This is a genomic window from Amycolatopsis sp. VC5-11, from assembly GCF_037034185.1.
Classification (GTDB): domain Bacteria; phylum Actinomycetota; class Actinomycetes; order Mycobacteriales; family Pseudonocardiaceae; genus Amycolatopsis; species Amycolatopsis nivea.
The window spans coordinates 480,868-495,334 of record NZ_JBAGKF010000004.1; the positions used below are offsets into that span (position 1 = coordinate 480,868).

Here is a 14,467-nt window from a genome sequence, read left to right on the forward strand (position 1 = left end):
GCGACTCCGACCGGACTTCACGTCGGCTGCGCGCAGCGGGCCACGGCAAGCGGGCGGCTCGAGTGGAAACAGAATGTCGCGTGATCAGGTCAGGTGTCGCCACTAAATGGCTAACCGCAGGTCGGCTGGCCATTGAGCCCGGGAAAGGATCTGCCCGACGCGCCCGGCGTCAGTCCTTGCCGGGACCGCCGCCCGTGTCGCTCATCACGATCAGGACCACGCGGTCGTCGCTGGAGACCGGTTTGCCGCCGTCCTTGTTGACGGTTCCGGCGACGGCCAGCTGAGGGTTGATCATGCTCATGGCGGAGAGCCGGCCGTACGTCGTGGCGGCCTTGCTTTTGCCGTCGAGGGTGACCGTCGGCTTGCCGGTGACCGCCCCGTCTTTGTTGACCGGCACGTTCTGCATACCCGTGGACGACGCGATGCCGAGGATGCCGTTCGCGTCGACGAAATCGACGCAGCCGCCGAGAGTGGGCTTGTCCTGCCAGGTCCACGCGGGTGTGCTGAGGGGCTGGCCGGGCTGGAGGCGGTACACGGCGTCCGGGCCGTTGGCCGGGTGATCGGTCACCCACGTGCGCTTCCCGTCGGACGAACGGCAGATGCCGCCGGGGGAGTGCAGGCCGGCGGCATAGACGGCCGACCCGGACGCGGGATTGCCGGTGGCCGGCTTCCCTGACACGTCGATGCGCAGGACCTTGCCTGCCAGGGAATTCGGGTCCGCAGCTGCGGCTGGGTTGCCAGCGTCGCCGGTCGCGACGAGCAGTGCGCCGCTTCCGTCGCTGGCCAGCGCGCCGCGGTTGCCGGTCGGGCCCTTCGGGATTCCGGTCAGTACCGGCTTCGGGGCCTGGCCCTTGGCGAAGCGCACGACTCGGTTGTCCGACGCCGTGGTGACGTACGCGAAGACCAGCTGATCCTCGACATAACTCGGCGACAGCGCCAGGCTGGTGAGCCCTCCGTCGCCGTCGGCCTGGACGTCCAGTTGCGCGAACGACGTCGCGTCATGTCCGGAGCTGGCCAGCATCACCCGGCCGGTTCTCCGTTCACCGGCGAGAGCGGCGGGCGCGGATCCTTCGCCGGGAAGCCCGGCGACGGCGGCGACTGTGTCCAGGCAGGTGGCGATGACGGCCTTGTCGAAGTCCTTGCAGCCCTGCGGAGGCGGAACCGGCGAGGGCGGCGCTTGCGCGGGGCCGTTTCGGGGACCGCTGCCGGGGCCGTCGCCGTGCTCCTGGACGTGGGGCGGCGATTCCGGGCTCGGCACCGGCGCGGGGGTGAACGTCTGGCCGGCGGCGGTGTCGTCGAACCGGGCGCAGCCGGAAAGCACGAGGCCGCCGCAGGCGAGGAGGGCCAGCGGCGCCGACCACCGGAACCGGGTACGCATGATGCCCCAGCCTAGGTGGCGCGGCGTGAGCCACTGGTAAGTGGTTACCGTGGTGATCATGACAGTCACCGTGCTGGTCCCGGACGACGAGGGCGTCGCCGTGCTGTCCGAAATCCCCCTCGTCCACGCGGTGCGCTACGAATGGGGCCGCCCGTTGCCGCCGGAGGCTGCGAAAGCCGAGGTGCTCGTCCCGGCCATGGATTCGGCGGGCGACGACATCTGGAGCGATCTGCCGAACCTCAAGCTGGTCCAGCTCCTGACCGCCGGCGCGGAAGACTGGGTCGGCCGCGTCCCGGACGGCGTGCTGTTGTCCACCTGCCGCGGCGCGCATGGCGGCAGCTTGGCGGAGTGGGTCGTCGGCGTCCTGTTGTCGATGTATCGGAACCTGGACGTTTACGCGGCGGCGCAGCGGGCTGGGCGCTGGGAGCAGTTGCCGTCCGACACGTTGCAGGGCCAGCGCGTGCTGATCGTCGGGGCGGGAGACGTCGGGCGGCAGTTGCGGCGGCGGTTGGAGCCGTTCGACGTTCGCTGCACGATGGTCGGGATGTCGGCGCGTGAGGGCGTGCACGGTGTCGATGAGTTACCGGAACTGCTGCCGCACCACGATGTGGTGGTCATGATGGTCCCCCTCACGTCGCGGACGCGGGGCATGGTCGACGCTGATTTCCTCGCGGCGATGCGGGACGGCGCGGTGCTGGTCAATGCTGCTCAAGGGCCGGTTGTGGTTACCGACGCGCTCGCGGCGGAGCTAGTGGCAGGAAGGCTTCGCGCCGCGCTCGACGTGACCGATCCCGAGCCATTGCCGGACGGCCATCCACTGTGGACGGCACCCGGTTTCGTGCTGACGCCGCACGTCGCCGGAGCAGTACGGGGCGTCCGGCGGCGCGCTTATTTGGTGGCTGCCGCGGAAATCGCCCGGTACGCTGGCGGAGAGCTACCTGGCAATCTCGTGCGCGGCGAATACTGATCATTTCCCGGATGACGGCATGGCACTCAGGGTGAACCCTGAAAGAGCCCCTGACCTCGGCGTGCTCGCTCGCGGGCCACGGCTGAATCCCCTAATCTTCGCCGCGTGACCACTCAAGGGGACGACTACCAGACCAGCGTGCTGTCCGGTGTCGAGGACTCTGCCGGCAACGACTACGACGAACCGCGGCAGGGCGGTCTCGGCTTCGGCCTGCTCGTCCTGCGCCTGGGGCTCGGCGTGATCATGGGTGCGCACGGCCTGCAGCATCTGTTCGGCGCTTTCGGCGGACCGGGCGTCGGCGGGTTCGCGCACGTGCTCGAGATGTTCGGGTACCACAAACAGACGACGCTGCTGTCCTGGATCACCGGCATCACCGAGGTCGCGGGCAGTGCGCTGCTGATCGTCGGCCTCTTCACCCCGCTCGCCGCGGCGGGGCTGCTGGGTGTGGCCGCGAACATCGTCTACGCGAAGTTCCACGGCGGCTTCTTCGAGGGCGCCGGTCAGGGCTGGGAGTACGAGCTGCTCCTGGGCCTGTGCGCGCTGACGCTGATCTTCACCGGCGCGGGCACCATCTCGCTGGAGCGGAACACGCCGTGGCGGAAACGGCCGTTGCCGCTTGGGTTCATCTCGTTGCTGCTGGCGGCGGCTGCGTCTGTGGTGGTCATTGTCCTGACTCGCTGACCGGGCCGGAGACTGCGTCGCTGACTGCGCGGAGGACGCAACGGTGGGGTTGGTGGGCTCGGGTCGTTGACCAGACCGTTCAGGCGTTGCCGTTTAGTGGCGAATGCCTGGTCGGGGCCGCAATCCGAGGCTCGCTGGACTGGCTCGTGGGTGGCGGCTGCAGATGTGGGTGCCGCGGCCGGAGGTTGGCGCGGGTGGGCGATCCGTGGCCGTTGAGTGGCGAATCGTGCCGCTCGGCGGGCCTTGGGCTGGCGAGAGCGAGTGTTCGCCGTTTGGCGGCGAATGTTGCGGCCTGGCGACTCGGGCAGGCCGGAGCGACTGCTCGCCGTTGAGTGGCGATTCGCGTTGACCCAGGGTGGCTTGGGCTGGTCAGGGAGCAGTCGCCGTTGAGTGGCGAATGGGGGCGGGCCGGGGGACTCGGGCTAGCCGCGGTGGCCGTTGGCCGTTCAGCGGCGAATTGTGTCGGCCGGGGAACGTCGGCGGCGCAAATCGGGATTGCGGCGGTGGAAGCCGACTGGCCGAGATACGGAAAAGGGGCCCGCGCACCACGCGCGGGCCCCTTCCGGCAAAGCAAACAGCAGGATCAGCGGTTCGGGTCCCGGACCGCGCCGGTGTCGGCCGACGTGGCCATCCGGGCGTAGGCCCGCAGCGCCGAGGTGATCGGGCGTTCCCGGTCCTTCGGCTGCCACGGACGCTCCGAAGCCTCCATCTTCGCCCGCCGTTCGGCCAGAACTTCCGGCTCGACCAGCAGCTCGAGCCGGCGCTCGTGGACGTCCAGGACGATCTGGTCGCCGTTCTCCACCAGGCCGATCAGTCCGCCCGCGGCAGCTTCCGGCGAGATGTGCCCGACCGAGATGCCCGAGGAACCGCCGGAGAAGCGGCCGTCGGTGATCAGGGCGCATTTCTTGCCGAGGCCGGATCCCTTGAGGAACGCCGTCGGGTGCAGCATTTCCTGCATGCCGGGACCGCCCGCCGGGCCCTCGTAGCGGATGACCAGCACTTCGCCCGGCTGGATCTCCTTCTTGAGGATCGCCGACACGGCTTCCTCCTGGCTCTCCAGCACCCGCGCCGGGCCCTGGAAGTGCCACAGCTCCTCGTCGATGCCCGCGGACTTGATCACGGCGCCGTTCTCGGCCAGGTTGCCGCGCAGGATCGCGAGGCCGCCGTCCTTCGTGTAGGCGTGTTCGACGTCGCGGATGCAGCCGCCAGCGGCGTCGGTGTCCAACGACGACCAGCGGTTTTCCGTCGAGAACGCCTGCGTGGTCCGGACCCCGCCGGGGGCAGCGTGGAACAGTTCCAACGCCTTCTCCGACGGAGACTCGGCGCGGATGTCCCACTCGTTCAGCCACGTCGCGATGTCCGGCGCGTGGACCGCGTGCACGCCGGTGTTCAACAGGCCGCCGCGGTACAGCTCGCCCAGGATCGCGGGGATTCCGCCGGCCCGGTGGACGTCTTCCATGTGGTAGTCGGAGTTCGGCGCGACCTTCGACAGGCACGGCACCCGCCGTCCGATGGCGTCGATGTCGCTGATCGTGAAGTCGACCTCGCCCTCCTGCGCGGCGGCGAGGATGTGCAGCACGGTGTTCGTCGACCCGCCCATGGCCATATCGAGCGCCATCGCGTTCTCGAACGCCTCCTTCGTGGCGATCGAACGCGGCAGCGCGGACTCGTCATCGGAGCCGTACCAGCGCTTGCACAGCTCGACCACCGTGCGTCCGGCGTTGGAGAACAGCTCGCGGCGAGCCGCGTGCGTCGCGAGCGTGGAACCGTTGCCCGGCAACGACAAGCCCAGCGCTTCGGTGAGGCAGTTCATCGAGTTCGCGGTGAACATGCCGGAGCACGAACCGCAGGTCGGACAGGCGGAGCGCTCGACCTCGGACAGACCGGCCTCGTCGACCGCCGAGTTCGCGGAGGCCGCGATGGTGGTGATCAGGTCGGTCGGGGCGTGCGCGACGCCTTCGACGACCACTGCTTTGCCGGCTTCCATCGGACCGCCGGAGACGAACACGGTCGGGATGTTGAGCCGCATCGCGGCGTTGAGCATGCCCGGCGTGATCTTGTCGCAGTTGGAGATGCACACCAGCGCGTCGGCCTGGTGCGCGTTGACCATGTACTCCACCGAGTCGGCGATGATCTCGCGCGAGGGCAGCGAGTAGAGCATGCCCGAGTGACCCATCGCGATGCCGTCGTCGACCGCGATCGTGTGGAACTCGCGCGCGATGCCGCCTGCTTCGGCGACCGCCTCGGCGACGATCTCGCCGAGGTCCTTGAGGTGCACGTGGCCGGGCACGAACTGGGTGTAGGAGTTGGCGATCGCGACGATCGGCTTGCCGAAATCGCTGTCGGTCATTCCGGTCGCACGCCAGAGCGAGCGTGCGCCCGCCGCGTTGCGACCGTGGGTGGTGGTCCGGGAACGGAGGTGCGGCACGGCATTCTCCCAGGTCAGAAGGCTGAACCAGGCGGAGGGGAACTACGGCTCCGCAAACTGGTCCTACCAATTCTACTCGGCGGGTTTGCCGCTGCCGCCGCCGGTCCGCTCCGCGTCGGCGGAAGGCTCCGGTTCAGCGGGCCCGGGGGAGGGCTCGGGAGAGGGCTCCGGCGCGGGTTCTGCAGCGGGTTCCTCAGCAGCATCCGGCGCGGTCTCGGCGGCGGCCGGTTTGCGACCGGTGAGTTCCTCGTCGCTCAGCACGCCGGACGGGTCCTGGATCTTGCCCTCGCTCACCAGCGCCAGTACCGGAAGGTGCCGCGTCCGCACCGTGGGAAGACTGACCTGCGTGTCGTCGCCGAGGACCGCGCGCACGCGGGCCTTGTTCGTGATCGCCAGGCCCTTGAGCGACGACCACGGCAGGTCGCGCTTGCCGAAGACGGTCCGGATGTGCAGCCCTTCGCGGGTCGCGACGGTGCGCGTGCGCGCGACGAACACGAGCAGCGCGAGCGGGAAGACGTACAGCCACTGGAATCCGCCGATCTCGCCCAGTGCGATCGGTGTCACACAGACGGTCAGCAGACCGATCGCGAGATACGCCGTGGTCGGGATCCGGAACACGGCCTTCCGGCCCTCGTCCGCACGCTGGTCCTGCTGTTTCTTGGCCACGCAGGAATGGTGCACCGACGCCGGGAGTGACCTGCGTCCGGGTCGCGCGGGAGCAGTACTGGCCGTCCACGATGCGGAACCGCTGTCCCGTAGAGTTGACACTCGCCCAGGCGCGCGACTAACGTCGGGGCCGTGATTACGCAGACCGGTCTCGTACTTCCCCAGCGCGCCGACGCTTAGGAAGAGTCCTCTGCGTCGACGCGCGACCCTCGTGCGACCTTACGGTCGGCGAGGGTTTTTTGTTGCGTGAAACCGGTTCCCCGACCGGAAGTACGGCCCAGACAACCCGAACGAGTGACACCGAGAACCCACGAGGCAGAACCGATGACCAGTGCCACGTCGCGCAGCGACGCGAAGCCCGGGCCGACCGCGCCCGGTGTCCCAGGAGCACGTCCGAAGCCCGCCCCGCCGGCGGGTACGCCGGTGCGCGTCACCGGCGCGCAGTCGCTTGTCCGCTCGCTCGAGGCGGTCGGCGCGGAGGTCGTGTTCGGCATTCCGGGTGGCACCATCCTTCCCGCCTACGACCCGTTGCTCGACTCGACGAAGGTCCGGCACGTCCTCGTCCGCCACGAGCAGGGCGCCGGGCACGCCGCCACCGGGTACGCCCAGGCGACCGGCAAGGTCGGCGTCTGCATGGCCACCTCGGGTCCGGGAGCCACGAACCTCGTCACTCCGCTGGCCGACGCCAACATGGACTCGGTTCCGGTCGTCGCCATCACCGGGCAGCAGTCGCGCGCCCTGATCGGCACCGACGCGTTCCAGGAAGCCGACATCTGCGGCATCACCATGCCGATCACCAAGCACAACTTCCTCGTCACCGACCCGGCGGAGATCCCGCGGGCGATCGCCGAGGCGTTCCACCTGGCCGCGACCGGACGCCCGGGCCCGGTGCTGGTGGACATCCCCAAGGACGTGCTGCAGGAGATGACCTCGTTCTCCTGGCCGCCCGAACTGCGGCTGCCCGGCTACCGCCCGACGCTGCGTCCGCACGGCAAGCAGGTCCGCGAGGCCGCGAAGCTGATCGCGCAGGCCCAGCGGCCGGTGCTGTACGTCGGCGGCGGCGTGATCAAGGCCGAGGCGTCCGAGCAGCTGCGCGAACTCGCCGAGCTGACCGGCATCCCGGTCGCCACCACGCTGATGGCGCGCGGCGCGTTCCCGGACTCGCACCGCCAGCACGTCGGCATGCCCGGCATGCACGGGTCCGTCGCCGCGGTCGCGTCGATGCAGCGCGCTGACCTGCTGGTCGCGCTCGGCGCCCGGTTCGACGACCGGGTCACCGGCCAGCTGTCTTCGTTCGCGCCGGACGCGAAGATCGTCCACGCGGACATCGACCCGGCCGAGATCTCCAAGAACCGCAAGGCGGACGTGCCGATCGTCGGCGACTGCAAGGAGATCATCGGCGAGCTGATCGAAGCGGTGAAGACCGAGTTCGACCGCGCCCGTCCCGACCTGAGCGACTGGTGGACGCAGGTCGACTCGTGGCGCGAGGACTACCCGGCGGGCTACGAATGGCCCGACGACGGTTCGCTGTCCCCGCAGTACGTCATCGAGCGGATCGGCGAGCTGGTCGGCCCGGACGCGGTGTACGCCGCGGGCGTCGGGCAGCACCAGATGTGGGCCGCGCAGTTCGTGAAGTACGAGAAGCCGCGCACCTGGATCAACTCCGGCGGCCTCGGCACCATGGGCTTCGCCGTCCCGGCCGCGATGGGCGCGCAGTTCGGCCTCCCGGACACGCAGGTGTGGGCGATCGACGGCGACGGCTGCTTCCAGATGACCAACCAGGAACTCGCCACGTGCGCCATCGAGGGCGCGCCGATCAAGGTCGCCGTGATCAACAACGGCAACCTCGGCATGGTCCGCCAGTGGCAGAACCTGTTCTACTCCGAGCGGTACTCCAACACCGACCTCGGCACGCACAAGCACCGCATCCCGGACTTCACGCTGCTGGCCGAGGCGCTCGGCTGCGCGGGCCTGCGCTGCGAGGCCAAGGAAGACGTCGACGCGACGATCCGGCGCGCGATGGAAATCAACGACCGCCCCGTCGTGATCGATTTCGTCGTGGGGAAGGATGCCCAGGTGTGGCCGATGGTCGCCGCGGGCACCGGGAACGACGAGATCATGGCCGTCCGCGGCATCCGGCCGCTGTTCGACGACGACGAGGTTTCGCAGGAAGCCGCCGAGGCCGCGGCCGCGGAGGGAGAACAAGCATGACTGTCCACACGCTGAGCGTGCTGGTCGAGAACAAGCCCGGTGTGCTCGCCCGGGTCTCGGGACTGTTCTCCCGCCGCGGCTTCAACATCGAGTCCCTTGCTGTCGGGCCCACGGAGAACCCCGAGGTGTCCCGGATGACGATCGTGGTCGCCGTTGAGGAGCTACCGCTCGAACAGGTGACCAAGCAGCTCAACAAGCTGGTGAACGTGATCAAGATCGTCGAGCTGGAAACTGGCAGCGCGGTGCAGCGCGAACTGCTGCTCGTGAAGGTCAGGGCCGACGCCACCGTGCGCAGCCAGGTCCTCGAGACCGTCCAGCTCTTCCGCGCCAAGGTGGTGGACGTCTCGCCGGAGGCGCTCACCGTCGAGGCGACCGGGACGTCGGACAAGATCGGCGCGCTGCTGCGGATGCTGGAGCCGTACGGCATCCGCGAACTCGTCCAGTCCGGCATGGTCGCGGTGGGCCGCGGGGCCCGCTCGATCACCGCCGCTTCTCCCCGCTGAACCTCAGATTTCGTGTAAGTACGGAAGGAAGTAGTACCCCCCATGGCAGTGGAAATCTTCTACGACGACGACGCCGACCTGTCGATCATCCAGGGTCGCAAGGTCGCCGTGATCGGCTACGGCAGCCAGGGCCACGCGCACTCGCTCAGCCTGCGCGACTCGGGCGTCGACGTCCGGATCGGCCTTCAGGAGGGGTCCAAGTCCCGGGCGAAGGCCGAGGAGCAGGGCCTGCGCGTGCTGTCGGTCGCCGAGGCGGCCGCCGAGGCCGACGTGATCATGATCCTCGCGCCGGACACGAAGCAGCGCTTCATCTACGAAGAGCACATCGCGCCGAACCTCAAGGACGGCGACGCGCTCTTCTTCGGCCACGGCTTCAACATCCGGTACGAGCTGATCAAGCCGCCGGCGAACGTCGACGTCGCGATGGTCGCCCCGAAGGGCCCGGGCCACCTGGTCCGCCGCCAGTTCGTGGACGGCAAGGGCGTGCCCTGCCTGATCGCGGTCGAGCAGGACGCTTCGGGCAACGCCCAGGCGCTCGCGCTCTCCTACGCCGCGGCGATCGGTGGCGCGCGGGCCGGCGTCATCAAGACGACCTTCACCGAGGAGACCGAGACCGACCTCTTCGGCGAGCAGGCGGTGCTGTGCGGCGGCGCGTCCGCGCTGGTGCAGACCGGTTTCGAGGTGCTCACCGAGGCGGGCTACGCCCCGGAGATCGCGTACTTCGAGGTGCTGCACGAGCTGAAGCTGATCGTCGACCTCATGTACGAGGGCGGCATCGCGCGCCAGCGCTACTCCATCTCCGACACCGCCGAGTACGGCGACCTCACCCGCGGCCCGCGCGTCATCTCGCCGGCCGTCAAGGAGGAGATGAAGAAGATCCTGGGCGAGATCCAGGACGGCACCTTCGCCCGCGAGTGGGTCGCCGAGGACGAGGCCGGCCGGCCGAACTTCACGAAGCTCGAGGAGCAGGGCAACCAGCACCCGATCGAGAAGACCGGCAAGAAGCTCCGCGACCTCATGTCGTGGGTGGACCGGCCGATCACCGAGACCGCCTGACGGTTTTTCTTGGCAGGAGGCCCCTTCCGTCCGTTCGCCGGACGGCAGGGGCCTCTTTTCGTTCCAAGGCGTTGCCGCTGAATGGCGGATACGCTGTGCCGATGAGCCGCCCGACCGACGACAAGGCGCACATCCGGCACGAACTCGACCTCACCGGCGTCACCTGGATCCGCGCCGAACCTGCGGGCGTGACCCTGGAGCATTGCGCGGAGTACGCGTTCGTCCCGCACTCGGACGGGGTGACCTACGTGGCCATCCGGCAGCCGTCCGACCCGGACGGTGCGGTGCTCGTGTTCACGCCTTCGGAATGGGACGCGTTCACGCGCGGGGTCCGGGACGGCGAGTTCGAGTTGCCGGAGTCGTAGGTTTTCGCGACCCTTTGTGACCGGGAAACCGGCCTCGCTGCTTGGGGGCGGCTGTTGCCGTTTAGTGGCGAATCTGTGGTTAGCGGTGTGATTGCCCAGGTCAGAGGTTCGAGCGCGGCCGTGCGGTCGGGGCTGGCAGTCCGGATCAGACGGCTCCGAGCGTCGCGATGAGTTCGATGACCTGGTAGGCCGTCGGGAAGTCCGGTGCCCGGTAGCGGAGGGTACGGCCGTCGGCGAGTTCCATACCCGGCACCAGCAGTGCGTGTTCGGTCATCCGGGGCCGGTGCACCTGGACTTCCAGGTCGACCGGGCCGTCGAAGCGCAGCGGTCGGACGTCCTCCCGGCCGGCCAGCGCTTCGGGTACCGCGTGCTCGGTTTGGTCGCACGCTTCGTCGGGATGCAGCATCGCGGCCGCGCCCGCCCCCAGCGCGCGTTTGACCACCACGGAGCGGATGCCCGGGGCGACTTCGGCCGCCTCAGCCGCCACGGTGTCATCGCCGCTGGCCAGCACCGGCGGCGTGCCGTAGTGCGCCGCGAGCGCGGTGTTCAGACCGATTTCGCCCAACGAACGGCCATTGCAACGGACGTCCGCGATGGTCCCGCCGGAGATGGTGTGCGCCATGACCGAGCGGGGTGTGCCGGCCTTGCCGTGGTAGCCGATGAACAGGACCGCGTCCGTATTCTCGGCCAATCCCGCCATCATCCCGCCAGGCTTGGGTGTGCCGCGGAGCAATTCGGCGCGTCGGTCCAGCAGTTCGGGCAGAAGGTTCCGGAAGCTCGCGTGCGCCTCGGTGACCTGGACGTGCGTGGCTGCGTCATACGCGAATACGCCGCGGACGGCTGCGTTGGCCTCCGCGGTGAGCAGCTTGCGGTTGCGTTCGTATTCGCTGTGCCCGGGAATGACCTCTTCGCCGTGGACCTCTCCGGCGATTCCCTCCATGTCGACCGAGACGAGCACCCGCATCTCCATCACGCCCTTCTTGGCGACACATGGTCAGGAATGCCACCTTATCGAGCGATTCCGTGCACGGGTCGCGATCGGCCGCCTCGCGTTTGGCGGGATTCTCGGGTCTCCGGATGTTCGGTCGATCGCGAGTTTCGCCGATTCGCGGCTACTCCGATCTCGCCGGACCAGATTCGTGTCCCGTCGGATTCGCCACTGGGAGGCCAATGCTGCAGCGGCCGGTGCGGTGCGCGCGGGCTGGCCCTCAGGACGGCAGGAAGATCGCCGCCGCCGCGTCGGCAAGTGCGTCGGGACTTGGCGAGTCCGCCTCGGTTTGGGCCAGGTGCAGCAGCCCGAGAATGGCCGCGTAAGCGACTCGCGCCCGATGCGCCGCCTGATCCGGCGGGAAGCCGAGTTCGAGATACGTGCTGGTCAGAAGGTTGAGTCGGGCTTGGTTGACGCGGCCGACCGCGTCCTTGACCCGCGGGTCGTTGCGATCGCCGAGCAGGCTCAGGTGTACCGACGGGGCCAATGGCTGGACGGCGCGCACGACGGCGGTGAGCAGTTCACGCAGCCGTTGCCGCGGATCGGCGATTGCGGCGTACTCGGCGAGCCCCGCTTCGCCGTGGTTTCGCCCCCAATCGGCGAGAGCCGCGGTGATCAGCTCGTCCCGGTTGCGGAAGTGCGCGTAGAAACTGCCCTTGGTCACGCCGAGCGTCCGCGCGAGCGGCTCGACTCCGACCGCGGCCAGTCCGCCGTCCGCGATCGCCTTCAGCGCGGCTCGCGTCCAGTCCTGGGCGGACAGCCGGGGCGAATCGTTCACCATGCGCGGAGGATACGCCACCGTATTGACGGCCCTGTCCGCGCTGGATACGGTGGCGTATCCATGCGCAGCCGTATCCATACGCTGCCGTACTGAGGGGCGAAGAGATGGCACACGCGAAGGTTCGCCGAGTGGTCACCGGGCACGACTCCGACGGCAAGGCCCGGGTGGTCGCCGATGGCACCGTCGAGCCGATCACCTCCGGCTTGATGCCGGGCTGCGCGATCTACCGGCTGTGGGGCAGGGACGAGCGACCGGCATTTCCCGACAACGGCTCGCCAGGTCAGGCCGAGGCGTATTACCCGCCGCGGGACGGTTCGCGGTTCATGATCAACACGATCGCGCCTGGCGAACTGACCCCGGCGCGGGATCTCGACGTGACGGCAGCCTGGGAAGAACTGGAGCGACAGGCACCGGGCGCGGCCGCCGCAATGGAGCCCGACGCACCGGGCATGCACACCACCGACACTCTCGATTACGTCCTGGTCGTCTCGGGCGAGGTCACGTTGGAGCTGGACGACGGGGAGCAGACGGTCTTGCGGACAGGCGATGTCGTCGTCCAAAACGGCACGCGGCACGCCTGGCGAAACCACGGTGCCGAACCGTGCACGATCGTCGGCGTCGCTGTCGGTGCGGATCGGGCGTAGGCCGGATTCGCCACTGAGCGGCGACAGTTCCTTTTGCCCGCCGGGTTTGACATTGACATTGTGACAAGGTCTTCACTGGTCGGCGGAGGTGATCCCGATGAACTCGACCCAGATGAATTCCCAGCTCACACGGCTGATCGAGGCGTTGGGCGCCGGGGACTCGTCGACGCGGCTGCAGGCCGCCCTGACGATCGGAACGCGCCCGGACGGCCCTGGTCTCGTCGAGGCGCTCGTCGCACGGTGCGCGATCGAGCCGGACTTTTACGTACGCGACATGCTCACTTGGGCGTTGACCCGGTTCCCGGCCGGGGACACGGTGCCGCGGCTTCTCGCGGAGCTGCGGTCGCCGGTGGCGCAGGCCCGGAGCCAGTCGCTGCACACGTTGTCCAAAATCGGCGACCGGAACGTGTGGCCAGCGATCACCCGATCGTTGCTGCGCGACGCCGACGACGAGGTCGCGAGAAGCGCGTGGCGGGCGGCTGTCGTCCTGGTGCCAGACGGAGACAAGCCCGGGCTGGCGGCTGAACTGGCGACACAGCTCGGTCGCGGCGACCGGACGCTGCAGCTCAGCCTCAGCCGAGCGCTGGTCGCGCTCGGTCCCATGATCGAGCCGGTGCTGGAGGCCGCAGTGACGAGTACCGACCCGGATGTTCGGGCGCACGCTGTTGCCACAGAGCGGCTGCTTCGCGACCCAGACGCCGGTTTCGACCAAGCCGTGGACGAGGCGAAACGGATTGTCGCACTCGGTCCGGAACGGGCTCGGGAAACCGCGTGCTGATCGGCGAGGTCGCCCGCCGTTCGGGGGTGAGCACCCGGATGCTCCGGCACTACGACGCCCTCGGCCTGGTGCGGCCGACCGGTCGCACCGTGGGCGGCTATCGCGAATACTCCGCCGACGACATCCGCCGGATCTTCCACGTGGAGAGCCTCCGGTCGCTCGGGATGTCGCTGCGGCAGATCGGCCGGGCGCTGGAAGATCCCGCTTTCGTGCCGTCGGAGCTGGTCGGCGACCTCATCCGGCGGACCGAAGACCGGCTGAAGCGGGAACAGGAGCTGCTCGACCGGCTCCGCGCGGTCGATGCCTCGGCACCCTCCGGATGGGAGGGTGCCTTGCGCATCGTCGAATTGCTGCGCGGGCTCAATTCACCGGGTGCCGCGCGTCGGCAGCAGACGGTCCTGGCTCCGGCCGACGATGTCCCGGTCCCCGCAGAAGTGCTGGCCAGGGCGATCCTCGCCGAATCCGACCCGAACGTCGCCGGCGCACTCCGATGGGCCCTCGCCCGGACAGACGGCGACGCGGTGGCGAATGTGGCGTCCGGTCTCCGCTCGGAGAACGCCGACGTCCGCCGACGCGCGATCCTGGCACTCATCGAGTTGCCCGGCGACGAGGCGACCGCTGTGTTGATGGACGCGCTCGCCGGTTCCGATCCTGCGGTCCGTCGGCATGCGGCGCTCGCTCTAGGCGCGCGAGGTGTAGGGGAGGCGGTGCCGACGCTTGTCGAAATGGTCGTTGAGGGGCGAAACGACGTCGAGGCAGCTGAGGTTTTGGGCGCGCTGGCGGACGGGGGTGCGGGCGGAATTGTCGGCGCGTTGGTCGAGGCCTCGGCGGCGCATCCTGCCGATTCAGCGGTGCGGATCCGGTTGACGCAGGCACTCGCGGAGATGCCGGGGACGCTCGCGCACGGGGCGTTGCAGCAACTGACAGGGGATGGGGATCGGGCGGTGGCGTTGGTGGCTTCGGCTTTGGTGAAGGTTGTTGAAGAGCGTGAGGGTGTTGGTGGTGAGGGCTCGGGAAGCAC

Annotated in this window: 14 protein-coding genes; 9 read left to right on the forward strand and 5 right to left on the reverse strand. The window is 69.0% G+C overall.

Annotation, left to right across the window (positions count from 1 at the left end; genetic code table 11):
• Nucleotides 1-169 precede the first annotated feature (169 nt).
• Nucleotides 170-1,378 (reverse strand): PQQ-dependent sugar dehydrogenase, encoded by a 1,209-nt coding sequence (locus WA670_RS17170; RefSeq protein WP_037812131.1) that lies wholly within the window; start codon nucleotides 1,376-1,378, stop codon nucleotides 170-172.
• A gap of 58 nt (nucleotides 1,379-1,436) precedes the next feature.
• Between WA670_RS17170 and WA670_RS17175 the strand changes: the two genes are divergently transcribed.
• Both WA670_RS17175 and WA670_RS17180 read left to right on the forward strand, forming a co-directional pair.
• Nucleotides 1,437-2,345, forward strand: coding sequence for a 2-hydroxyacid dehydrogenase (locus WA670_RS17175; RefSeq protein WP_043827837.1), 909 nt, complete (start codon nucleotides 1,437-1,439; stop codon nucleotides 2,343-2,345).
• Nucleotides 2,346-2,450: 105 nt separating this feature from the next.
• On the forward strand, nucleotides 2,451-3,026 hold the full coding sequence (locus WA670_RS17180; protein ID WP_134665599.1) for a DoxX family membrane protein: 576 nt from the start codon (nucleotides 2,451-2,453) through the stop codon (nucleotides 3,024-3,026).
• A 583-nt stretch (nucleotides 3,027-3,609) separates the two neighbouring features.
• Here WA670_RS17180 and ilvD read toward each other — a convergent pair.
• Nucleotides 3,610-5,454 carry a dihydroxy-acid dehydratase gene (ilvD, locus tag WA670_RS17185; protein ID WP_134665597.1) on the reverse strand — a complete coding sequence of 615 codons (1,845 nt, stop codon included), beginning with the start codon at nucleotides 5,452-5,454 and terminating at the stop codon, nucleotides 3,610-3,612.
• Nucleotides 5,455-5,526: 72 nt separating this feature from the next.
• Nucleotides 5,527-6,120, reverse strand: a complete 594-nt coding sequence (locus WA670_RS17190; RefSeq protein WP_205673048.1) for a PH domain-containing protein — start codon at nucleotides 6,118-6,120, stop codon at nucleotides 5,527-5,529.
• Nucleotides 6,121-6,444: 324 nt separating this feature from the next.
• Here WA670_RS17190 and WA670_RS17195 point away from each other — a divergent pair, with 324 nt between their 5' ends.
• From WA670_RS17195 to WA670_RS17210, 4 genes are all read left to right on the forward strand, one after another.
• The gene (locus tag WA670_RS17195; protein WP_167756505.1) at nucleotides 6,445-8,331 is read left to right on the forward strand and encodes an acetolactate synthase large subunit; all 1,887 of its coding nucleotides are present in this window, start codon (nucleotides 6,445-6,447) and stop codon (nucleotides 8,329-8,331) included.
• Nucleotides 8,328-8,834 carry an acetolactate synthase small subunit gene (gene ilvN / locus WA670_RS17200; protein ID WP_037811774.1) on the forward strand — a complete coding sequence of 169 codons (507 nt, stop codon included), beginning with the start codon at nucleotides 8,328-8,330 and terminating at the stop codon, nucleotides 8,832-8,834. Before WA670_RS17195 ends, ilvN begins: the two co-directional genes overlap by 4 nt.
• A gap of 42 nt (nucleotides 8,835-8,876) precedes the next feature.
• A complete protein-coding gene (ilvC, locus tag WA670_RS17205; RefSeq protein ID WP_037811773.1) occupies nucleotides 8,877-9,890 on the forward strand; it encodes a ketol-acid reductoisomerase in 1,014 nt (337 codons plus the stop codon).
• Nucleotides 9,891-9,991: 101 nt separating this feature from the next.
• Nucleotides 9,992-10,255, forward strand: coding sequence for a DUF397 domain-containing protein (locus WA670_RS17210; protein ID WP_134727824.1), 264 nt, complete (start codon nucleotides 9,992-9,994; stop codon nucleotides 10,253-10,255).
• Nucleotides 10,256-10,400: 145 nt separating this feature from the next.
• On the opposite strand, the gene WA670_RS17215 is transcribed toward WA670_RS17210, so the two are convergent.
• Nucleotides 10,401-11,225, reverse strand: a complete 825-nt coding sequence (locus WA670_RS17215; RefSeq protein WP_205673049.1) for a M55 family metallopeptidase — start codon at nucleotides 11,223-11,225, stop codon at nucleotides 10,401-10,403.
• A gap of 238 nt (nucleotides 11,226-11,463) precedes the next feature.
• Nucleotides 11,464-12,024, reverse strand: coding sequence for a TetR/AcrR family transcriptional regulator (locus WA670_RS17220; RefSeq protein WP_037811770.1), 561 nt, complete (start codon nucleotides 12,022-12,024; stop codon nucleotides 11,464-11,466).
• Nucleotides 12,025-12,128: 104 nt separating this feature from the next.
• Between WA670_RS17220 and WA670_RS17225 the strand changes: the two genes are divergently transcribed.
• The 3 genes from WA670_RS17225 to WA670_RS17235 form a co-directional block, all read left to right on the forward strand.
• The gene (locus tag WA670_RS17225; protein ID WP_037811768.1) at nucleotides 12,129-12,668 is read left to right on the forward strand and encodes a cupin domain-containing protein; all 540 of its coding nucleotides are present in this window, start codon (nucleotides 12,129-12,131) and stop codon (nucleotides 12,666-12,668) included.
• A gap of 97 nt (nucleotides 12,669-12,765) precedes the next feature.
• Complete coding sequence (locus WA670_RS17230) at nucleotides 12,766-13,446, forward strand: HEAT repeat domain-containing protein (protein WP_037811766.1); 681 nt, start codon at nucleotides 12,766-12,768, stop codon at nucleotides 13,444-13,446.
• Nucleotides 13,440-14,467: HEAT repeat domain-containing protein (locus tag WA670_RS17235; RefSeq protein ID WP_134727825.1), on the forward strand; the 1,028-nt coding region annotated here is incomplete at its 3' end. The genes WA670_RS17230 and WA670_RS17235, both read left to right, overlap by 7 nt.